26 protein-coding genes are annotated in these 20,308 nt (G+C 65.9%); 14 read left to right on the top strand and 12 right to left on the bottom strand.

Annotated features, from left to right (window positions below; all coding sequences use genetic code 11):
* The first annotated feature begins 49 nt into the window (after positions 1-49).
* Positions 50-937: a branched-chain amino acid aminotransferase gene (locus tag AC1DIN_RS02955; RefSeq protein ID WP_441469870.1), complete on the top strand. Its 888-nt coding sequence runs from the start codon at positions 50-52 to the stop codon at positions 935-937.
* A gap of 106 nt (positions 938-1,043) precedes the next feature.
* On the opposite strand, the gene AC1DIN_RS02950 is transcribed toward AC1DIN_RS02955, so the two are convergent.
* Genes AC1DIN_RS02950 through uvrC form a run of 5 tightly spaced genes read right to left on the bottom strand, consistent with a single transcriptional unit; the run spans position 1,044 to position 5,652 of the window.
* Entirely contained in the window at positions 1,044-2,093 is a 1,050-nt protein-coding gene (locus tag AC1DIN_RS02950) for a DUF1176 domain-containing protein (RefSeq protein ID WP_476808608.1), read from the bottom strand.
* Position 2,094: 1 nt separating this feature from the next.
* The gene (locus AC1DIN_RS02945) at positions 2,095-2,559 is read right to left on the bottom strand and encodes a molybdenum cofactor biosynthesis protein MoaE (protein ID WP_441469868.1); all 465 of its coding nucleotides are present in this window, start codon (positions 2,557-2,559) and stop codon (positions 2,095-2,097) included.
* A 7-nt stretch (positions 2,560-2,566) separates the two neighbouring features.
* Positions 2,567-2,860, bottom strand: a complete 294-nt coding sequence (gene moaD, locus AC1DIN_RS02940; protein WP_476808607.1) for a molybdopterin converting factor subunit 1 — start codon at positions 2,858-2,860, stop codon at positions 2,567-2,569.
* On the bottom strand, positions 2,857-3,477 hold the full coding sequence (gene pgsA / locus AC1DIN_RS02935; RefSeq protein WP_441469866.1) for a CDP-diacylglycerol--glycerol-3-phosphate 3-phosphatidyltransferase: 621 nt from the start codon (positions 3,475-3,477) through the stop codon (positions 2,857-2,859). Before pgsA ends, moaD begins: the two co-directional genes overlap by 4 nt.
* A gap of 57 nt (positions 3,478-3,534) precedes the next feature.
* On the bottom strand, positions 3,535-5,652 hold the full coding sequence (gene uvrC / locus AC1DIN_RS02930; RefSeq protein ID WP_476808718.1) for an excinuclease ABC subunit UvrC: 2,118 nt from the start codon (positions 5,650-5,652) through the stop codon (positions 3,535-3,537).
* A 355-nt stretch (positions 5,653-6,007) separates the two neighbouring features.
* Between uvrC and AC1DIN_RS02925 the strand changes: the two genes are divergently transcribed.
* The 3 genes from AC1DIN_RS02925 (at position 6,008) to AC1DIN_RS02915 (ending at position 6,925) form a co-directional block, all read left to right on the top strand.
* The gene (locus tag AC1DIN_RS02925; protein ID WP_441469865.1) at positions 6,008-6,217 is read left to right on the top strand and encodes a cold-shock protein; all 210 of its coding nucleotides are present in this window, start codon (positions 6,008-6,010) and stop codon (positions 6,215-6,217) included.
* 133 nt (positions 6,218-6,350) lie between these two features.
* Positions 6,351-6,623, top strand: coding sequence for a 30S ribosomal protein S21 (gene rpsU, locus AC1DIN_RS02920; protein WP_441469864.1), 273 nt, complete (start codon positions 6,351-6,353; stop codon positions 6,621-6,623).
* Positions 6,624-6,664: 41 nt separating this feature from the next.
* Positions 6,665-6,925: a hypothetical protein gene (locus tag AC1DIN_RS02915; RefSeq protein ID WP_441469863.1), complete on the top strand. Its 261-nt coding sequence runs from the start codon at positions 6,665-6,667 to the stop codon at positions 6,923-6,925.
* Positions 6,926-7,216: 291 nt separating this feature from the next.
* Here AC1DIN_RS02915 and AC1DIN_RS02910 read toward each other — a convergent pair whose 3' ends face one another.
* Complete coding sequence (locus AC1DIN_RS02910; protein WP_476808606.1) at positions 7,217-7,570, bottom strand: cupin domain-containing protein; 354 nt, start codon at positions 7,568-7,570, stop codon at positions 7,217-7,219.
* Between the two features lie 125 nt (positions 7,571-7,695).
* On the opposite strand from AC1DIN_RS02910, the gene AC1DIN_RS02905 reads away from it, so the two are divergent.
* The 8 genes from AC1DIN_RS02905 to AC1DIN_RS02870 all read left to right on the top strand — a co-directional run bounded on the left by AC1DIN_RS02905 (position 7,696) and on the right by AC1DIN_RS02870 (position 13,964).
* Positions 7,696-8,214, top strand: coding sequence for a MarR family winged helix-turn-helix transcriptional regulator (locus AC1DIN_RS02905; protein ID WP_476808605.1), 519 nt, complete (start codon positions 7,696-7,698; stop codon positions 8,212-8,214).
* Positions 8,214-8,783 (top strand): chloramphenicol phosphotransferase CPT family protein, encoded by a 570-nt coding sequence (locus tag AC1DIN_RS02900; RefSeq protein WP_476808604.1) that lies wholly within the window; start codon positions 8,214-8,216, stop codon positions 8,781-8,783. The genes AC1DIN_RS02905 and AC1DIN_RS02900 overlap by 1 nt, the downstream gene beginning before the upstream one ends.
* A 144-nt stretch (positions 8,784-8,927) precedes the next feature.
* On the top strand, positions 8,928-9,947 hold the full coding sequence (locus AC1DIN_RS02895) for an NADP-dependent oxidoreductase (RefSeq protein ID WP_476808603.1): 1,020 nt from the start codon (positions 8,928-8,930) through the stop codon (positions 9,945-9,947).
* An 85-nt stretch (positions 9,948-10,032) separates the two neighbouring features.
* Entirely contained in the window at positions 10,033-10,887 is an 855-nt protein-coding gene (lgt, locus tag AC1DIN_RS02890) for a prolipoprotein diacylglyceryl transferase (RefSeq protein WP_476808602.1), read from the top strand.
* A complete protein-coding gene (locus AC1DIN_RS02885; protein ID WP_476808601.1) occupies positions 10,884-11,975 on the top strand; it encodes a class I SAM-dependent methyltransferase in 1,092 nt (363 codons plus the stop codon). The genes lgt and AC1DIN_RS02885 overlap by 4 nt, the downstream gene beginning before the upstream one ends.
* Positions 11,976-12,017: 42 nt before the next feature.
* Positions 12,018-12,782, top strand: a complete 765-nt coding sequence (gene pgeF, locus AC1DIN_RS02880; RefSeq protein WP_441469856.1) for a peptidoglycan editing factor PgeF — start codon at positions 12,018-12,020, stop codon at positions 12,780-12,782.
* A 141-nt stretch (positions 12,783-12,923) separates the two neighbouring features.
* The gene (locus AC1DIN_RS02875) at positions 12,924-13,208 is read left to right on the top strand and encodes a hypothetical protein (RefSeq protein WP_441469855.1); all 285 of its coding nucleotides are present in this window, start codon (positions 12,924-12,926) and stop codon (positions 13,206-13,208) included.
* A gap of 126 nt (positions 13,209-13,334) precedes the next feature.
* Positions 13,335-13,964, top strand: coding sequence for a DsbA family protein (locus AC1DIN_RS02870; protein WP_476808600.1), 630 nt, complete (start codon positions 13,335-13,337; stop codon positions 13,962-13,964).
* 3 nt (positions 13,965-13,967) lie between these two features.
* On the opposite strand, the gene AC1DIN_RS02865 is transcribed toward AC1DIN_RS02870, so the two are convergent.
* Positions 13,968-14,714, bottom strand: a complete 747-nt coding sequence (locus AC1DIN_RS02865) for an SDR family oxidoreductase (RefSeq protein ID WP_476808599.1) — start codon at positions 14,712-14,714, stop codon at positions 13,968-13,970.
* A complete protein-coding gene (locus AC1DIN_RS02860) occupies positions 14,707-15,522 on the bottom strand; it encodes a glycosyltransferase family 2 protein (protein ID WP_441469852.1) in 816 nt (271 codons plus the stop codon). Before AC1DIN_RS02860 ends, AC1DIN_RS02865 begins: the two co-directional genes overlap by 8 nt.
* 383 nt (positions 15,523-15,905) lie before the next feature.
* On the opposite strand from AC1DIN_RS02860, the gene AC1DIN_RS02855 reads away from it, so the two are divergent.
* The gene (locus AC1DIN_RS02855; RefSeq protein ID WP_441469851.1) at positions 15,906-16,559 is read left to right on the top strand and encodes an outer membrane protein; all 654 of its coding nucleotides are present in this window, start codon (positions 15,906-15,908) and stop codon (positions 16,557-16,559) included.
* 180 nt (positions 16,560-16,739) lie between these two features.
* Here the strand turns inward: AC1DIN_RS02855 and AC1DIN_RS02850 are convergent, their stop codons facing one another.
* The 4 genes from AC1DIN_RS02850 to AC1DIN_RS02835 all read right to left on the bottom strand — a co-directional run bounded on the left by AC1DIN_RS02850 (position 16,740) and on the right by AC1DIN_RS02835 (position 19,427).
* Positions 16,740-17,342, bottom strand: a complete 603-nt coding sequence (locus AC1DIN_RS02850) for a glutathione S-transferase (RefSeq protein WP_441469850.1) — start codon at positions 17,340-17,342, stop codon at positions 16,740-16,742.
* A gap of 29 nt (positions 17,343-17,371) precedes the next feature.
* Entirely contained in the window at positions 17,372-18,223 is an 852-nt protein-coding gene (locus AC1DIN_RS02845) for a 23S rRNA (adenine(2030)-N(6))-methyltransferase RlmJ (RefSeq protein WP_476808598.1), read from the bottom strand.
* Between the two features lie 64 nt (positions 18,224-18,287).
* The gene (locus AC1DIN_RS02840; protein WP_441470035.1) at positions 18,288-18,950 is read right to left on the bottom strand and encodes a ribonuclease T2 family protein; all 663 of its coding nucleotides are present in this window, start codon (positions 18,948-18,950) and stop codon (positions 18,288-18,290) included.
* A gap of 18 nt (positions 18,951-18,968) precedes the next feature.
* The gene (locus AC1DIN_RS02835) at positions 18,969-19,427 is read right to left on the bottom strand and encodes a hypothetical protein (protein ID WP_476808597.1); all 459 of its coding nucleotides are present in this window, start codon (positions 19,425-19,427) and stop codon (positions 18,969-18,971) included.
* 219 nt (positions 19,428-19,646) lie between these two features.
* Between AC1DIN_RS02835 and AC1DIN_RS02830 the strand changes: the two genes are divergently transcribed.
* Positions 19,647-20,282, top strand: a complete 636-nt coding sequence (locus AC1DIN_RS02830) for a pyridoxamine 5'-phosphate oxidase family protein (RefSeq protein ID WP_476808596.1) — start codon at positions 19,647-19,649, stop codon at positions 20,280-20,282.
* The last annotated feature ends 26 nt before the right edge of the window (positions 20,283-20,308 follow it).

Genomic DNA, 20,308 nt, shown 5'->3' with positions numbered 1-20,308 from the left:
AATCGGCTGTGCCGGAGTTCGGAACGAGGAAGCACCCAGGAGAAGGTCCATGTCAGTCATTCCTTTCGACCAGCGCGACGGCGTCATCTGGTTCGACGGCAAGCTCGTGCCGTGGAAGGACGCCAAGATTCACGTACTGACCCACGGGCTCCACTACGGCTCCTGCGTGTTCGAGGGCGAGCGCGCCTATGATGGCGTCATCTACAAGTGCGCGGAGCATTCGCAGCGCTTCCACAAGTCGGCCGAGATCATGGATTTCACGATCCCCTATTCGGTCGCCGAGCTGGACGAGGCCAAGTATCTCTGCCTGAAGGAGAACGGGCTCAAGGACGCCTATCTCCGCCCGGTCGCCTGGCGCGGCTCGGAAATGATGGCGGTGTCGGGCATGAACAACAAGATCCATACCGCGATCGCGGTGTGGGAATGGCCGAGCATGTTCGACATGGCGCAGAAGCTGAAGGGGGTGCGCCTCGACGTTGCCGATTATCGCCGGCCGGATCCGGCCTGCGCGCCGGTCCATGCCAAGGCGGCGGGCCTCTATATGATCTGCTCGCTGTCGAAGCATAAGGCCGAGCGCGCCGGCTACGCCGACGCGATGATGCTGGACTGGGAAGGCAATGTCGCCGAATGCACCGGCGCCAACATCTTCTTCATCAAGGACGGCGTGGTCCATACCCCGCTGGCCGACCGCTTCCTCAATGGCATCACCCGCCAGTCGGTGATTGATTTGTGCAAGCAGCGCGGCTTCGAGGTGGTGGAGCGGCGCATCCGCCCGGAGGAGCTGGAAGGCTTCAACGAGTGCTTCATCACCGGCTCGGCCGCCGAGGTGACGCTCGTCTCCGAGGTCGGGCCGTACAGCTTCATCACCGGCAATATGGGCAAGGTGATCATGGAAGACTACTCGGCGGCGGTGCGCCCGCAGTCGAAGGCGGCGTGAGGCAGTCCCGTCATGCCCGGGCCTGACCCGGGCATCTCGGAAGCCAGCGACGCCGCGCCACGAGATTCTCGGGCTGGAGCCTTGCTCCGCCCGAGAATGACGCGCGCTACTTGACCTCGCTGCGGTAGAGCGTGATCCAGTCATCGGCACCGATGCCGCGGCACTCGCCCATCATGCTGAATTCGGTCTGGACGAAGGCGGTGCCGGTCCAGGCGTAGCCGCCGGTGGCGCCGCAGTCGCCGAGACCGCGGCCCTTGGCGAAGAAACTCAGCCGGCCGGTCTTCGCGTCGAAATCCGCATTGGTCAGCATGTTCTTCGCATCGCCCTCGCCCTCCGGCAGGGCAACCGGCTTCGCGGCTGCGACATCGCCGCGCTCCACCATCCAGAAGCCGGTGGAGACGTTGTAGGCGCCGCGTGAGCAGGCGAGGCCGACCAGACGGCGGTCGCCGTCGAGCGGCCAGGCAGCATCGGCCGCAACCAGCATTTCGTCATCCTCGCAGAGATCGGCGTCGCGTTGCTTGATCTGCTTGCGCATCGTTGCAGCGAGCGCCTTCCCGTCTTTCTCCGACAGCGTGCCGGCGGCGGGCTTTGCCAGGACGATCGGCAGCGTTGGGGCAGCCGGAACGGTGGTGCCGCTGCCCTTGCGGACGAGGGCCGAGGTCGTGTTCAGCCGGCCCTGCTGCTCGTCGATCCAGAGCATCGCGGCGACCGAGCCCGACAACGAGATGCTCGCCGTCGCGCCGGGCGCAGATATTGTGAGCTTCGTCGCCTTGCGGGCGGCTTCAACCAGCGTCGCGATCTCGGCAGGCTGGAAGGATAGCGAGACCATGTCGCCGTCGGCCGCCGCCGGGAGAGCCTTGCCGCCGGCAGGGAAGGGGGCGCCGTCGAGCTTGAGCTGAAGCGCTGTCGGCGGCTTCTTCCAGTCGCCGCGCAAGCGCAGCACGAGGCTGACTGTGCCGTCAGGCCCGGCCGGGCGTTCGAGGCGCAGATAGGCGACGGTGTCGGCGCTCTCCGGCGGCAGCGACAGGGCGGTGCAGCTCTTGAGATTGTCGCAGCCGGCCATCCAATCGCGAAACGTCTTTGGCTCCGGCGCTGCCGCCAGGGCCAGGGCCGGCAGCAGCGTCAGACCGCTGGCGAGAGCGCAGCCTTTCAGCATTTCAGGGTGTCTCTTCCCAGCGTCTCGCTGCATCGTCGTCATCCGTCTTCGCCTCGACCCAGCCCCCGAGCGTGCCGTCCGCGCGGTGCTCGCGCTTCCAGAACGGAGCGCGCGTCTTGAGGTAGTCCATCATGAAATCGGCAGCCTCGAAGGCGGCGCGGCGGTGTGCGGAGGCTGCGAGCACCAGCACGATCTGCTCGCCAGGGCGGATCAACCCATAGCGGTGGATCGCGACGAGCCCCATGAGCGGCCAGCGCGCAGCGGCCTCGGCCGCGACGCGGCCGATCTCAGCCTCGGCCATGGCGGGATAATGCTCCAGCTCGAGCGCGGCGAGGCTGCCATTCTCGTCGCGGCAAAGCCCGGTGAACGAGACGAGGGCACCTATGTCGGCGCGGCCGTGGCTGAGCGCCGCGATCTCGTCCGAGAGCTCGAAATCCTCGCGCTGGATGCGGATAAGAGGTGTCATGGCGGCCTCAGCCGCCGGTCATCGGCGGGAAGAAGGCGATCTCGCGGGCAGTGCCGAGCGGGCTTTGCGGCTTGGCGTGAACCTGATCGAGAGCGGCGCGCACCACGGCCTCGTTGGCAAATGCCGCCTCGTAGTTCTCGCCCCTTGCCTTCAGCCAGCGCACGAGGTCGGCGACGGTCGCAAGGTCGGCGGGGATATCGAGCGTTTCTTCCTGGAGGCCGACGCGCTCGCGCACCCAGGCGAAATAGACGAGGCGGACCGCGCGGGTGGCCGCCGCTGCGGTGGCGACAGCCGTGCTCATGGAATGCGCTCGTCTTCTTCGACGAGATAGCGGATGCCGGCGTTGAAATAGTCCCAGCCGGTATAGATCGTCAGGCCGGCTGCGAGCCAAAGCAGGGTGATGCCGATCATGGTGTTGCCGGGCAGGACCTTGTCGCCGGCCGGGCCGGCGATCAGGAAGCCGAGCGCGAAGAGCTGCGCCGTCGTCTTCCATTTCGCGACCTTGCTCACGGGGACACTGACCTTGAGGTCGGCCAGGAACTCGCGCAGCCCCGAAACGAGGATCTCGCGGCAGAGGATCACGATCGCGGCCCAGAGCGTCCAGCCCTCGATCTGGCCGGTATAGACGAGCATCAGCAGCAGGGCGGCGACGAGGAGCTTGTCGGCGATCGGATCGAGCATGCGGCCGATGGCCGATTGCTGGCTCCAGGCGCGGGCGATGTAGCCATCGAGATAATCGGTGATGGCGGCGACGGTGTAGATTCCCAGCGCGAGCCAGCGCATCCAGTCGTCGCGCGGCCAGAACAAGATCGCCACCAGGGCCGGGATCGCCAGGATCCGCCCGTAAGTGAGGAGGTTGGGCAGCGACCACGGGCCACGCCGCCTGATGGCGTCAGGAAGAATCGTCACGTCGAGCACCAAAGCAACCCCGCTGCCACAGCGTCAACACGCAAAACCGCGAGGGCGCCATTAGTTTCAGGCATCGTGAAAGAAATCATGGACGGCCTTGGCGGTGGCCGCATTCACGCCGGGGGTGCGCATGAGGTCGTCGAGCTTGGCGCGCTGGATCGCCTTCACCGTGCCGAAATGCAGAAGCAGCGCCCGTTTGCGCGACGGGCCGATGCCGGGGATCTCGTCGAGCGGGTTCTTCATCGTCTCGCGCTTGCGCTTGGCGCGGTGCGTGCCGATGGCGAAGCGGTGGGCCTCATCGCGCAGGCGCTGGATGAAATAGAGCGCGGGATCGCGCGGCTGCAGCTTGAAGGGCTCTCGTCCGGCCATGTGGAAGGTCTCGCGCATGGCATTGCGGTCGGCGCCCTTGGCGATGGCGACGAGCGGGATGTCGCTGGCGTTGAGCTCGGCCATGATCTTGCGCGCCGCCTCGAACTGCCCCTTGCCGCCGTCGACGATGACGAGATCGGGCCGGGAGGGGAAGCCATCCTCGTCTTTACGCGGCTTTGCCGTCTTGCGGCTTTTCTTCTGCGGGCCCTCGGCCTGGGGAGTGCCGTCAGGTGCGCCCAGAAGGATGCTGTTGGAGGCTCCATCGCCCTCTGGAGCCTCCTTCGAGACGGGCGCCGCCGCGGCCTCCTCAGCATCAGGGCTAAGAGAGATCCCGGCTTCCTTCGCGAGCCGGGCGAACCGGCGCGTCAGCACCTCCCGCATCATCCCGAAATCGTCGCCGGCGATGGTGTCGGTCGAGATGTTGAAGGTGCGGTAATGGCTCTTCATGAACCCGTCCGGCCCGGCGACGATCATGCCGCCGACCGCGTTCGTGCCCATGATGTGCGAGTTGTCGTAGACCTCGACCCGGCGCGGCGCAGTTTCTATGCCGAAGGCGGTGCCGAGCGCGGCCAGCAGCGCACTCTGGCCGGCATTGTCGGCGAGCTTGCGGGAAAGCGCCTCGCGGGCGTTTTTGACAGCATGCGCCATCAGGTCGGCGCGCTCGCCGCGCTTGGGATGGGCGACCTCGACCTTGCGGCCGGCGCGGGCCGAGAGCGCCTGGCCAATCAGCTCGATCTCCTCGACCGGGTGCGAGAGCAGAACGAGGCGCGGCGGCGGCTTGTCGTCGTAGAACTGGGCGACGACCGAGGCGAGCACCTCGGCAGGGGTCAGCGAGCGGTCGGCGCGCGGGAAGAGGGCGCGGTTGCCCCAGTTCTGGTGGTTGCGGAAGAAGAAGATCTCGACGCAGAAATGCCCGGCCTGCTCGTCGATGGCGAAGACATCGGCCTCTTCCACGCCCTGTGTATTGATGTCCTGCCCGGCCTGCACTGCGGAGAGCGCCGCGAGGCGGTCGCGGTAGCGTGCGGCCTTCTCGAACTCCAACTCTTCGGCGGCTTCCTGCATCCGCGCCGATAGTAGTTGTTTCACGGCGGAGGAGCGGCCGGAGAGGAAGTCGCGGGCCTGGCCGGCGAGCGCCTGATAGTCGGAGATCGAGATCTCGCCGGTGCAGGGGCCGGCGCAGCGCTTGATCTGGAAAAGCAGGCAGGGGCGGGTGCGGTTCTCGTAGAAGGAATCCGAGCAGGTGCGGATCAGGAACGCCTTCTGCAGTGCGTCGATGGTACGCGTCACCGCCCAGACCGAGGCGAAGGGGCCGAAATAGTCGCCCTTGCGGTGGCGCGAGCCGCGATGCTTCAGGATCGCGGGCGCGTCATGGTCGCCGGTCAGCAGGATATAGGGGAACGACTTGTCGTCGCGCAGCAGCACGTTGTAGCGCGGCCTGAGCTGCTTGATCAGGTTCGACTCGAGCAGCAGCGCCTCGGTCTCGGTGCCGGTGGTGACGAACTCCATATTCGCCGTCTCGGCGATCATCCGGGCGACGGCGTTGGTGTGCGCCATGCCGCGGGCATAGGAGGTCACGCGGTTTTTCAGGCTTTTGGCCTTGCCGACATACAGCACCTCGCCGGCACGATCGAACATCCGGTAGACGCCCGGCTTGTTCGGCAAATGCTTCGCGAATTGCTGGATGACCTCGATGCCGGCCTTGAGCGCGCCGGGCGCAGTGTCGCCGAGATCGAGCGCGGGGTCCGGAGCGGGGAGGCTGTCCTCCTCGTCCTCGAACTCGTCCTGAGGCAGATCGTCCTGACGTTCGCGATTCATGATGTCCATGTAGGGTGTCGCGGCGGCTTCGTCATGTCAGGAGCAGCGCCGCGATGGCGGTGTTCGCACCGTTGCGGCCCCTGGTCCGCTTAACGTCGAGCGAAAACCGACGATGGTTTCTCAACGTTGTCTTCTATCCCGCCGAGGGCAGGGGGCCGTTTTCCTTCGAACGTCGATCTGATCTCGGTTTGACATCATGTTGATGGCGTTCTAATTGTTAATCTCGATTTAGGCCTGATGACTTGGCCATTCGCGCCTTTTTGAGCGCGACACGCTGATGAACTCTTCCTTTTATCGAATTCGCCGCCGCATGTGATCCATGCGGCTTGAATAAGCGCGCTTGCGGGAGGCGCCGATGGCTTCGGGTTCAGTTAAGTGGTTCAATGCGACCAAGGGTTTTGGTTTCATTCAGCCTGACGATGGTGGGCAGGACGTGTTCGTCCATATCAGCGCGGTAGAGCGTGCCGGCCTGCGCGATCTGCGCGAAGGTCAGAAGATTTCGTACGAGCTGGTCCAGGACAAGCGGTCCGGCAAGAGCTCGGCCGATAATCTGCGGGCCGAATAACCGCTGGAGAGGCGGGACAACGGCGATTTGAGGCGTCACATGCTGGCGCCACGATGCAGCGTTTCTCGGCAGCGGTGAGTGAAGGGTCGGGACCAGCAAGCCCGGCCCTTTGTGTTTTTTGGAAAGGGTAGTCATGCAAGTTCTCGTTCGGGACAACAATGTCGAGCAGGCGCTTCGTGTCCTGAAGAAGAAGCTGCAGCGCGAAGGCGTGTTTCGCGAAATGAAGCAGCGCCGCGAATACGAGAAGCCGTCGGAGCGCCGCGCGCGGGAGAAGGGCGAGGCTGTCCGCCGCGCCAAGAAGGCCGCCCGCAAGCAGGCGCAGCGCGAGGGTCTGCTGCCGGCGCCGAAGCGCAAGCTGCCCGTCGGCAAGGCACGCAGCGGAGCGCCGCGTCCGCCTTCCATCTGATCCGCATCGATCAGCTGTCGTCTGCCGAGAAGGAGTTCCCCATGTCTAGTCGCAATATGAAGCTGGACGAGATCAAGGCTCGGGCGCAGGCGGCTTTCGAGACGACTGAGCAGCGCAAGAAAGATACGCTTGTCGCGTGGCAGGCGCTCGAGGACCAGTCCAGCCAGACGCGCCTCAAGACCGAGAGGTTGAGAGCCCTGCGACTTGCGCGGGACGCCGAAGAGGCTGCGGCCAAGGCGAAGGCGCCACGCAGCGATGCGGCGGTGAAACGTCCGCGCCGCGTTGCGGCCAAGTCGCTCTGATACTCTTCGGTTGATGCATATCCGGGGGTGGCGATCACGCTATGTCGCGCCCCGCCTTTCGTCCGCCCCGCCAGCGTCATGGTCACGCGCGGCGTGTACGGCGGCGAGGCAAGCGGACAATGACCGCTCCCTCTCCGGGGCCGGGGCCCATAACCCCGCTCAATCGCGCGTCGAGCGGCTGGTGACGAGGATCTGCCATCGGCTGCCGCTGTCGAAGCGGAGCCGGCCTTGACGAAGGCGGCCGTCCGTCGTCGCCGGCGCAGCCGGTTTCGTTGAGACGCGCGGTCGCGTTCAGGCTGCGACATCCTCCCCGATCCAGTCCTGAACGATCGCCTCGCTGGCGTGGATGCAGACCAGTTCCAGGCGCCCGGTTCCGATATTGACGAATTTGTGCGGGATTCCCGGCGGCCCCACGACGATGGCGCCGGCCTTCGCCCGTATTCTTTCGGCGCCGACTGTGAACTCCGCTTCGCCCGCGCGGACCACCCAGGTTTCCGAATAGGGGTGAACGTGCAGTCCCGGCCCCTGTCCCGGTTCGTTGTCGACCAGAAAGAACGAGACCTGCGAGCCGTAGCCGCCGCCTTCGAAGCGGGCAGTTCGGCTTGCGCCACTCCGCAGGATGTCGCTGTCGATCATCGTCGCCATGCTGATCTCCTCAAATTATCTTTGTGCCAAGATAATCACCAAGAGGTATCTTTGCGTCAAGATATCCCTTGGCGCGGGCGTCGTGCTGAGGCAGAGGAAGGGAGCGTGGAGGGGCGGGGCCGGCGATGACGAAGATGGACCATGTCGAGCGTGTCAGGGCTCAATGGGCAGGCGAACTGCCGGATCTCGACACGACGCCCACGGCGATCCTGGGGCGGGCGTATCGCTTGTCCAATCTCGTCCGGCCAAGCATTGAAGAGACGTTCGCAGGTTTCGGACTCGATCGCGGTGAGTTCGACGTCATCAGCACCTTGCGTCGCAGCGGGCCGCCTTATCGGCTCACGCCGACGGCGCTCTATCGCTCTCTGATGATCACCTCCGGTGGGCTGACACACCGGCTGGGGCGGCTGGAAAAGGCCGGGCTGGTGCGCCGCGAGAGATCGGCGGAGGATGGGCGGAGCCTCCTCGTCGTCCTGACCGAGCTGGGTTTCCAGCGGGCCGAGGAGGCGCTCCGCGCCGATATGGCAAGCGAGGCCCAGTTCCTCGAAAGCCTCAGCCCTTCCAAACGAGCAGCTCTGGCGGAACTTCTGAAAGAGTTGCTGGCGGCGCTCGAAAGCGATGCGATGCCGGAGAGCGAGGCGTGATGCCAGCCAGACCTGGCCGAATCATCCTGCTCAACGGCGCATCGAGCAGTGGCAAGTCCTCGTTGGCGCAGGCGCTGCAGCGCCGGATCGACACGCCCTTCTGGCACATCTCGATCGACCATCTGCGTGATTCCGGCGTGCTGCCGACGGCGCGGATCAAGAGCGGGGAATTCGATTGGCGGAGGATGCGGGAGGCTTTCTTCCTCGGCTTCGAGCGCTCGCTCCTCGCCTATGTCGAGGCCGGCAACGATCTCATCGTCGAGCACATCATGGAGAGCGAGGACTGGCTGCTCCGGCTCGCCGATACGCTTGCCGGGCAGGACGTGTTCTTTGTCGGCGTGCATTGCGAGCTTGCCGAGCTGGAGCGCCGCGAGCTGGCGCGAGGCGACCGGCCGGTCGGCGATGCGCGGCGCGACTATTTTCGCATCCACTCCTATTGTCTCTACGATCTCGAAGTGGACGGGACGCGGGACATCCAGGCCAATGCCGATGTGGTCATCGCGGCCTGGCGCGGGCGGTCGCGGCCATCGGCTTTCGAGCGGGTGAGGGAGCGTCGCGATCAAAGCTGAAGGCGGTTCGGAGACGACCTCGCCATGCCGCAGATGTGCTCGCCGTCGCCTCGGAATGCAGGTCGGGGGGCTGTCGCACGAGCAAGGCCGGGCCAATATGGGAGTGACCGGCCCATGCCGCGCATTCATCAAGGATCGAAGCTCATGTCCCAGTCTGACAGCGTTCGGATCGTTCTCGCCTCTCGCCCGGAAGGGCGCCCCAGCCCGCAGAACTTCCGGCTGGAGCACGCCGCCATCCCTGCGATCGCCGAAGGGCAGGTGCTGCTCAAGGTCCAGTATCTCTCGCTCGACCCCTATATGCGCGGGCGGATGAGCGCGGCAAAATCCTACGCCGCCTCGACCGAGATCGGGCAAGTGATGGAGGGCGGCACGGTCGCCGAGGTGCTCGAAAGCCGCGATCCTGCCTTCAAGTCCGGCGACATCGTCCTGTCCTATTCCGGCTGGCAATCGCATGCAGTGGCGAACGGTGCACAGCTGCGCAAGCTCGATCCGAAGAGCGCGCCGGTGACGGCGGCGCTCGGCGTGCTCGGCATGCCCGGCTTCACCGCCTATGCCGGGCTGCTCACCATCGGCCAGCCCAAGCCCGGCGAGACGGTCGTGGTCGCGGCGGCGAGCGGGCCTGTCGGCTCGGCAGTCGGCCAGATCGCACGGCTCAAGGGCGCGCGGGCGGTCGGCATCGCCGGCGGCCCCGAGAAATGCGCCTTCGTGCGCGAGACCTTCGGCTTCGATGCGGTCATCGACCATCGCGATCCCGACATGGCCGGGAAGCTCGCGGCTGCCTGCCCGGATGGCATCGACGTCTATTTCGAGAATGTCGGCGGTCATGTCTGGGATGCCGTCTTCCCCCTGCTCAACACCTTCGCCCGGATTCCCGTCTGTGGCCTCGTCGCGCAGTACAATGCCACCGGTGATTTCCCGGGGCCGGACCGGCTGCCGGTGCTGATGCGCCAGGTCCTGTCCAAGAGCCTGACGATCCGCGGCTTCATCCAGCGCGAGTTCGTCGCAGCGCAGGGGGCCGCTTTCCGCGAGGATATGACGCGCTGGATCGGGGAGGGCGCGGTCAAATACAAGGAAGACATCGTCGAGGGGCTGGAGAACGCGCCCGAGGCCTTCATCGGGCTGCTCGAAGGCAAGAACTTCGGCAAGCTGATCGTCAAACTCTGAGACAGCGTGCCACGGGCAAGCCTTTTTCCTTGACCATTGAGCGAGCGCGCGGCCATCACCGTGCGCCCGCTACCGGACCCCGCCCATGCCCGTTTTCGCCATTCCCTTCCCGATGATCGATCCCGTTGCGGTCCAGATCGGGCCGCTCGCGATCAAATGGTATGGGCTGGCCTATGTCGTCGGCCTCCTCGGTGGCTGGTGGTATGCGCGCCGGCTCGTCGCTTCAGACGGGCTGTGGGGCGCGCGGGCGCGGCCGCAGCCGGTCGAGCTCGACGACATGCTGCTCTTCGTCGCCTTCGGCGTCGTGCTCGGCGGGCGGATCGGCTTCGTGCTGTTTTACGATCTGCCGCGCTATCTTGAGCGCCCGCAGGATATCCTCGCGATCTGGCAGGGCGGCATGTCCTTCCATGGCGGTTTGATCGGCGCGACGCTGGGCCTATGGCTCTTCGCCAGGAGGCGCGGCTATCCGGCGCTGTCGGTGTTCGATCTGGCGGCGGCGGTGGTGCCGATCGGGCTTTTCCTCGGCCGCATCGCCAATTTCATCAATAGCGAGCTCTGGGGCCGGCCGGCGCCGGACTTTCCCTATGCAATGATATTCCCCAATGGCGGGCCGGTGCCGCGCCATCCGAGCCAGCTCTATGAGGCGCTTGGCGAGGGCCTGCTGCTCTTCATCCTGGTGAATCTCGTCGTCCGCTTCGGTGGCTTCAGGCGGCCCGGCCTCGTCGCCGGCACCTTCGGCATGGGCTACGCGCTCGCCCGCATCGTCTGCGAGTTCTTCCGCGAGCCCGATCCGCAGCTCGGCTTCCTGTTCGGCGCCTCCGTCAATGCGCTTTCGGGCGGCATCACCATGGGCATGCTGTTGTCGCTGCCTGTGTTCTTCGCCGGGCTCTGGCTCGTGCTTCGCAGCCGGACCGCGGCGCCGGGGGAGGTGCGTGCGTGAGCACGCTCAAGGCCGAGATCGTCGATCTGATCCGGCAGGAGGGGCCGATCGGGATCGGCCGCTATATGGCGCTGGCGCTCGGCCATCCCCGCCATGGCTACTATATGACGCGCGACCCCTTCGGACGCGACGGCGACTTCACCACGGCGCCGGAGATCAGCCAGATGTTCGGCGAGCTGATCGGACTCTGGGCCGCCCATCTATGGCAGGCGATGGGCGCACCCTCGCAACTGCGCGTCGTCGAACTCGGCCCGGGGCGCGGCACGCTGATGGCCGACATGCTGCGGGCGATGCGGATCGTGCCCGGCTTCCGCGAGGCGGCCTCTGTCCATCTCGTCGAAACCAGCCCGGTTCTGCGCCAGCGCCAGGCAGCGACCCTGAAGGGAAGCGAACCGGTCTGGCATGACAACGTCGCCGAGGCGCTGTCCGGCCCGGCGATCGTCATCGCCAACGAATTTCTAGATGCGCTGCCGCTCGACCAGTTCGTGATGACGCCCGAGGGTTGGCGCGAGCGCTTGGTGGGACTGGATGCTGCCGGCCATCTGGCATTCGGCCTGGCTGCAGGGAAGGAGGATGCTCTGGACGCCGCCGCTCCAGCCGGAACGACTTTCGAGCAGCCGACCCTCGCGCTCGACATCGTCGCGCAGGTCGCCGGCCATGTCGCGACGGAGGGCGGTGCGGCGCTCTTTATCGACTATGGCTCGGCACGCTCCGGCTTCGGCGATACGCTGCAGGCGATGAAGCGGCATGAATTCGTCGATCCGCTGGCAGAGCCGGGCGAGGCCGACCTCACCGTCCATGTTGATTTCGAGCGGATCGGGCAGGCAGCGCTCAACGCTGGCGCGGCACTGCACGGCCCCGCGAACCAGCGCGATTTCCTCTTGGCATTGGGTCTCCCGCAGCGGGCGCAGGCGTTGTCGCTCAAGGCCGATGCTGCCCAACGCGCGGCGATCTCCGCCGCCTTCGATCGGTTGCTCGCGTCCGGCGAGACGGGCATGGGCGATTTGTTCAAGGTTCTCGCGTTATCGCATCGGAACCTGCCGCCCTTGCCCGGATTTGACCTTCATCGACTGCCAGATCTGGGCTGACTTCAGCAAGCCTCTCGGCTTCGCTCAAACCGGATTCGAGCCATGTTCATCACCGCCCGCGAACTCGCCGGAGAGCCCGGCATCCGCCACGCTTTCTTCACCCGCGAAGGCGGCGTCTCGACCGGCATCTACGCTTCCTTGAACGGCGGTATGGGCTCCTCCGACGATCCGGCCGCGATCGCCGAGAACCGGATGCGGATGGCGCAGCACCTCGCGGTCGAGCCGACACACCTCGTCAGCCTCTATCAGGTGCATTCTGCCGATGTGGAGGTCGTCACCGGCCCGTGGCCTGGGGAGCGGCCGAAGGCCGATGCGATGGTCACGACCGCATCGCATGTCGCGCTCGGCGTCAGCACTGCCGATTGCGGACCGATCCTCTTCGCGGACAGCGAGGCGCGGGTGGTCGGTGCCGCCCATGCCGGCTGGAAGGGGGCCTTCAGTGGCATCGTCGGTGCGACCGTGACTGCGATGGAGAAGCTCGGCGCCCGGCGCGAGCGCGTCACGGCCGTGCTCGGGCCAACCATCAGCGCCAAGGCCTATGAGGTGGGGCCGGAATTCATCGAGCGCTTCAAGGCAGAGAATCGGACCTATGCTCGCTTCTTCACGCCGTCCGAGCGGCCGGCCCATGCGCTGTTCGATCTGCCGGCCTTCATCATGCTCAAGGCACAGGAGGCGGGAATCGGGCGTTTCGTCGATATGGGCCTGTGCACCTATGGCGACGAGAAGCACTTCTTCAGCTATCGGCGCACAACCCATCGCGGCGAGCCCGATTACGGGCGCCTGATCTCGGCGATCGTGCTCGACTGAACAGGAAACGGTCGACGGAACGGTCATCGCGCTTGTCGCGGCCTGCGAGCGGAGTCATCGTCGCTGCAGGCTGGTCGGAATGCATCGCTTCCCCGGCTCAGAGGCGTTCTTCGGGCGATGCATTCACATGCGGGGGCCGAGATGGAACAGATCCTGATGAACCTAGTCGCCGGTGCGATCGGCGGGAATGCGGCCGGCAAGACCAGTCCCAGCTTCGATCTCGGGACATTGGGCAACACGATTTCCGGGCTGGTCGGCGGCGGCGTACTCGGCCAGCTCGTCCCGCTCTTACTGCCGGCGATCAGCGCGGCGGCACAGGGCGGCAATCTCAGTGTCGGCGGCGTCCTGACCAACCTGATCGCCGGCGGTGCCGGCGGCGCCATCCTGACAGCGATCATCGGCGCGCTGAAGAACAGGGCAGCCTGAGCAAGGCCAACGAAACCGGCAGCCCGGCTTCTTGCGGAGCCGGGCTGCGTTTTCTGCAGGGGCGCGGCCTTGCGAGCGACACGAGGTGCAGGGATGCTGCGCCTGGAAGAAGCCTTGGAGGCCGCCTTGTCCCGTTCGATCACCTATTACTTCTCGCTGCATTCGCCTTGGACTTATCTCGGCAACGCGGCCTTCCGTGACATCGCGCGCCGGCATGGCTGCACCGTCGATTACCGGCCGATACCACTGCGCTCGGTTTTCGACGAAACGGGCGGATTGCCCCTGCCGAAACGGCACCCCGTGCGGCAACGCTACAGGCTTGTCGATCTTCAGCGCTGGCGCGAGCGGCGCGGCCTGCCGCTCGTGCTGCAGCCGCAGCATTTTCCTTTCGATCCTTCCCAGGCCGACCGGATGACGATCGCGATTCTGGCGGATGGCGGCGATCCCTTTGCCTTCATCAGCGATGTGATGGCGGGTGTCTGGGCACGCGACGAAGACATGCGCCGGGCTGAGGCACTTCTGGCTTGCGCGGATCGGGCTGGGCTCGATGGGCCGGCTCTGGTTGCGGCTGCCGATAGTCCGCCGATCAGGCAACGCTACGAGGCCGCGCTGGGCCAGGCCGTTGAGGCCGGCGTCTTCGGGGCGCCGAGCTATGTGCTCGATGGCKAGGTGTTCTGGGGGCAGGACCGGCTCGAACTGCTCGACTCGGCGCTGGCGAGCGGGCGTGCTCCCTATCGGCCCGACGATGGTGCCTGAGAATCAGCCGACGATGTCGGGCGTACGCCAGCCGAGATGCTGGCCGGCATCGACGGCAATCATCTGGCCGGTGACCGAGCGCGCTCTCGCGAGGTAAAGCACGGCCTCGGCGATCTCGCCCGGAGAGACCTTGTGGCCGAGCAAGGTCGCCGCGGCCTCCTGCTCCATCAGCGCAGCGCCGTCATAGGCGTTGGGAAAGGTCGGGCCGGGGCCGACCGCGTTGACACGAATCCGTGGAGCGAGCGCCTGTGCCAGCGTCCGGGTCGCGGTGAGCAGGGCGGCCTTGGTCAGCGTGTACGAATAATATTGCGGCGTGAGCTTCCAGACGCGCTGGTCGACGATATTGACGACCGCACCGCTCGCCTGCTCCGGCAAATGCGTCGCCAGCGCTCCGATCAGCAGCGAGGGCGCGCGCAGATTGACAGCGAACTGGCGATCCCAGGCTGCGACGTCGAGCGAGCGGACGTCGTCGTTGACGAAGCTCGCGGCGCTGTTGACCAGCAGCGTCACCGGCCCCAGCGCCTGCTCTGCTGCCGGGAACAGGGCAGACACGGCCTGCGCGTCGGCCAGATCGGCTGCGAGGGTGCAGCAGACCGCGCCCGCGCCGCGCAGCTCCGCGGCCAGGGCTTCGGCCTCGTCGCGACTGTCTCCATGGTGGATCGCGACGGCGTAGCCGGCTTGCGCCAGTCGCGTGACGATCGCGCGGCCGATTCGCCTCGCACCGCCCGTGACCAGCGCGACCTCAGTCATCAGAGGAGGGCCGGTCGCCGGGCGTCACCGTGCCCTTTACGGAAGAGCGCCGCTGCAGCCGGCGCTCCCAGTGCTTGGCTGCGCGCAGATAGCGGTAGAATGCGTAGTTCATGGCGGTCATGAAACCGTAGACGCCGCGCAGCGCATGGCGACGGCCGATATAGGCCTTGACGAAATTGGCGGGAAATTCAGCCAAGAGCCTGAATGCCGAGAGCGTCTCGCCGCGGGCGTCGAGATCATCCGCCTGGGCATCGCTATAGGCATTGAGCTTCTCCATCTGCTCGCCAAGCGAACGGACGGAGAAGTGATGGATCGTCCCCTTCAGCCTCCCGACCTTGGTGCCGGGCAGCAGATCGACGCGATCGTGTACGGGCGAAAGCGAATAGCGGCCCCAGCTCTTGCGATAGAGCCGCACGGGCGCCAGCGCGTAGGCGAAGCGATGCGGCGCCTTCTCTCCAGGGAAGATCTCGGCGATGCGAATCTTGTAGGCGTCGGCCGGCGGCGGCCCGCTGGCAAAAAGCGCGGCGATCTCGGCGACGAGATCGGGCGGCAGCACTTCGTCGGCATCGACGTTGAGGAGCCAATCGTGGCGGCACTGCTCTTCCGCAAAGCGCTTCTGCTGGCCGTAGCCCGGCCATGGATTGAAGATCACACGGGCGCCGAGCGATTCTGCCAGGGCCTGGGTCCCATCGGTCGAGCCCGAGTCGACCAGTACGATGTCATCGCTGAGCGCCCGGGCGGCCTCGATGGTGCGCCCGATCCGGTCCACTTCGTTCAGCGCGATGATGAAAATCGAGAGAGGAGGCACGGTTCCGTCACTTCTTGAGATTTCAAGGCTTAAGCATGTCCGGTCCGGTGCGGCAAGTTTAGTGCCGGAAGCTCCGGCCCGATCTCGTTGAAATTGCGGAACCTTAGACTGCGGCCTGCGTTCGTCGCCCGGACCCGTTCCGGTTATCGAGCAGGGTTAGCGCATTATTAGTATTCGATTTGGCATGGCTGGTGCGAACAGCGTGGTTAACCTGGCTTTACCTATTTGCGTGCAGTTATCGCATTCGTGCCGCATTTCTGCCGCGGTCTGCACGGCAGATGTGCTTCCGATGCAACAGACAAAGCCGTTGCCCTGTCCTATAACGGGCCCATCGAAATCACCTGCCGGCTTGTCCGGCGCTTGCGACGACTAAGGAGTTTATCATGAAGAAGTTTCTGCTTGCGAGCGTTGCCGCGCTCGGCATCGTCGCCGCTGGCGCCGCCTCTGCTGCTGACCTGCCGTCCCGCAAGGGCCCGGTTGCTGCTCCGGTTTACGTTCCGGTCTTCACCTGGACCGGCTTCTACGTCGGTGCCAACGCCGGCTACGGCTGGGGCAACGTGAACAGCAACGGCTTCAACAACATCGGCAACCTCGACGGTTTCGTCGGCGGTGGTCAGGTTGGCTACAACTACCAGATCGGCCAGTTCGTGGTCGGCGCGGAAGCTGACATCCAGGGTGCTGACCTCAGCTCCGGCGGCAACTTCTTCGGCGCCAGCGTCAAGACCGAGTACTTCGGCACCGTCCGTGCTCGCCTTGGCGTCGCCTTCGACCGGTTCATGCCCTACATCACCGGTGGTTGGGCCTACGGTAACGTGAAGACCTCGATCCCGGGCATCGGCTTCTCCTCCGATCGCACCCACACCGGCGGCTGGGCCCTCGGTGGCGGTCTCGAGTACGCCATCACCAACAACATCATCGCTGGCGTCGAGTACCTCTACGTCGACCTCGGCGACAAGAACCTCACCACGCTTGCTGGCACCGGCAAGGTCGGCACCGACTTCTCGGTCGTCCGCGCTCGCCTCAGCTACAAGTTCTGATCCGACCCACGTCGGATTTGAGAGACCCGGTGGCCTTGGCCACCGGGTTTTTTTGTTGCCTCGACTTGACGGAATACACCGCTAGGCTTCGGCAATAAAAACGCCGGCAGCTTTTGACTGCCGGCGGCCCAGAATGATCAAGACATCGGCATGGCCGATGTGGCGCTTTATTCGAACTGTTCAGCCTTTGAAGCGTGTTGTCTCGAAGGCCGGGACGCGGGCCGCGAAATCGTCGAGCCAGGCGACGAGCTTGGGATGAGCGGCGCGCCATTTTCCCTCGAAGCGCAGATCCAGATAGCCGAGTGCGCAGGCCAGCGCGATTTCGCCGATGCGCGGGCGATCCGGGAAGGCGGGCGGCTCTGCCTCCAGCGCGGCGAGGCCGCGCGCCACCTTGCCTTCCTGGTGGGACAGCCAGTTCGGGTTGCGCCCTTCTTCCGGGCGGAAGCGGCCTTCATAGACCTGGAGCAGGGCCGCGTCGGCGATGCCGTCGGCAAGTGCTTGCAGACGGAGCTGCAGGAAACGCTCCTGGCCGCTGGGGATGAGCCTGCCGCCAGAGATATGGTCGAGATAGTCGAGGATGACGCGCGAATCGAACAGCGTCGTGCCGTCCTCCAGAATCAGTGTCGGAATCTTTCCGAGCGGGTTCTGCTGGCGCAGCGGATCCGACGGATCGGTCGTGTCGGCCGCGACGATCTCGATGCGGTCCATCAGCCCGAGTTCGAGAGCCGCCAGCTTGACCTTGCGGCCGAAGGGCGAGGCGGGGGAGGAGCGCAGGACGAGCATCGACGGGTTCCTTCGGGGAGAGCAGGCGATCAGCCGTCGGGGCGGATCGCTTCGCAGAGATAGCGCGCTCGCGGCCCCTGCGCGAGCCGCTCGGTCAGGGCCGGCAGCAGGATTTCCGCTTCCTTGGCGAGCAGCCATGGCGGGTTGGCGATCAACAGGCCTGTCGCACCGAGTCCACCGGCTGCCTCGGGGCGATCGACCGCGATCTCCAGGCGCAAGAGCCGGGTGATTCCGGCATCGGTGATCGCGTCCATCATACCCTCCACCGCCCGCAGGTCCTTGACCGGATACCAGAGCGCATAGATGCCGGTCGGCCATTTGCGATGAGCTGCGATGAACTGGTCGGCGAGAGTCGCGAACTCGTCCTTCTGCTCGAAAGGCGGGTCGATCAGGACGAGGCCGCGGCGCTCCTTGGGCGGAACATTGGCCCTCAAGGCCGTCCAGCCATCGATCGCCAGGGCCTTGCAGCGCTTGTCGCGACCGATCGCCTCGACGAGCTTCTGATAGGTCGGCGGATGCAGCTCGGCCGCGATCAGTCGATCGTCCGGCCGCATGACGTGGCGGCAAAACCAGGGCGAGCCCGGATAGGCTCCGGGGCCGTAAAGCGTGCGGATACCGGCAAGCGCGGCGCGACAGGGGGCGAGCAGTTCCTCGACCGCAGGGGCGAGCGGCGACTGGTCGACCCGCGCCACGCCATCCTTCCACTCATGCGTCCGAAGCGCTTCCTCGGAGCCCAGATCGTAGCGTCCGCTGCCGGCATGGGTGTCGATGATGCGATAGGGCGCCGGCTTGGCAGCGAGATGCAGCAGGATGCGGGTGAGAACGACATGCTTGAGCACATCGGCGAAGTTTCCGGCATGGAAGCCGTGGCGGTAGTTCATGGCTGCGTTCGTAGATCATGCGGCCCGCGCCTGAAAGCGGCAAAGGCCATCATGACAGCCGCTTTCAGCGCGGCGCGACGACAGTGAATTCGCGGGCGCGGCAACCGGAGCGATCGACCTGCTGGCAGCTGCGAAACTCGCGGAGGTCCTTGCTCAGGCAGATTCGGACTTCCTGCAGCACGCCGCGCTTGCAGGCGACGGACATCATATCGGTGCGCAGGCCGGGATTGGCGGCGACGAAAGCGCGTTCGAGATCGATCGCCGTCCAGCTCTGGTCGCGATCGGCCTTGGCGAGAACCGGCGGGATCGTCACCTTGTCGCGCGCGCGCCGGACATCGCGGAAGTACTCGCTCGGGCTCGATCCGCTGCAGGTGCCGTGTTTGCGCCACTCGTAGCGGGCTAGGCTCTCGCTCGGAAACAAGCCATCGGCCTCGCCCAGCGCGATCCGCGAGGGCGAACGGCCGGCGGGCCCGCAATCGCTCGGATAGCCACGCTCGTTCTGCGGCCAGAGGCCGTGGACCACGAAGCGAAGACCGCTGCTTTCGCCGCACTGCTCACGGTTGCGGGTGCGGTCACCATCGAGCTCGCAGAAGCCCGGCGACCAGGACAGGGCCAGGACATAGAAATCGAAATCGCCCGGCGTGCCGCCGCGCGAGCCGAAGCCCTGTGCGGATGCGGCAGCGCCGAGGCAAAGCAGCGACAGGGCCGCGAGTGCGAGGCGCTTCATCATGGCACGCTCTGCGCGTTAGGGGCGCGCCATCTGGCAGTCGGGCGCGTAGGCCCGGTTGCGATCGAGGCCGCTGACGCACCAGTTGACGTTCCAGGTCCATCCGAAGAGGCCGAGACGCTCGCGTACGGAATAATCGACGCGGTGGAAGTTGCCATCGTTGAGCAAGATGCGACCGGTGCAGAAGCGGCGCGGAATGAAGTCATCGCCCCAGGAGCGAAAGCCGATCTGCCCGATGCGGTCATAACTCACGGCGCGAAGCGGGCCCCAGAATTTCGCTTCGCGGGAGTTGAACCAGCTCGTCAGCTCGTCCAGCACGGCAGGATCCTCGCAGGCGGGAACGTTGCCGGAATAGGGAATAATGCGCTCCTCCGCCCGGTCGGAGGGGTAGACGTAGCGGCGGCCGGTCGCGCCGGCGGCAAAGGCCGTCAGGCAAGCGAGAGAGACGAGGGCGGTTCGCAGCAGGGCGCGGCGCATGGAATCAGGCCTCTTCAGGAGGGCAAAGCTAGACGGCACGATGGCGATGCCGCGGGCGAGGGTCAAGAAAAGATGCTTCTCGTTGGCGTTGCGGAGCGCCCTGGGGGCTTTACGGTCACAGTCGCGGCGTCATGCGAACCCGTCGGGGCGTCTCGTCGGATGCCGAGCTGGTGCGCTTCGCCGGCTTCGGACAGATTGTCCGTCGATAGGGGAGACGCCATGACGAATTGCTTCGATGACCCGGCCGCGCGCATCGCGGATGGCGATGCCCTGCGCAGCCATATCGGCCCGGTCCATCCGCTGGCGACGGGCAAGGTACTGAGCAGGCTCGACCGGTTCTGCCGCGATTTCATCGCGCTTTCGCCGTTCCTGGTGCTGGCCAGCTGCGATGCGCAGGGCAACGCCGATGCGAGCCCGCGCGGAGACGGGCCCGGCTTCGTGCGCGTGCTCGACGACAAGACCCTGCTGATCCCCGACAGGCGCGGCAACAACCGGGTCGATTCCCTCGGCAACGTCATGTCTGCGCCCGGCGTCGGCCTCGTCTTCATGGTGCCCGGCATCCCGGAGACGCTGCGGGTGAACGGCAAGGGACGGGCGACGCGCGATGCCGATTTGCTGGCGCCGTCCGCCATGCTGGAGCGTGCGCCGGTCACCGGCCTCATCGTCGAGGTCGAGGAGGCCTATTTTCACTGCGGCAAGGCGCTGATCCGCTCGAAGCTGTGGGATCCGGCCTCGCAGGTGCCGCGTCACAGCTTCCCGACGCTCGGCCGCATCATCGCCGACCAGACCAAGGCCGTCGATGGCGACGAGGCCGATCGCAATCTCGAGGAAGGCTATCGTACGCGCCTTTACTGAGGGGCGCGGACCGAGTCGAAACGGGG

This window comes from Allobosea sp. 05T438 (assembly GCF_056396025.1).
This window is presented reverse-complemented; position numbering and strand designations above follow the sequence as displayed.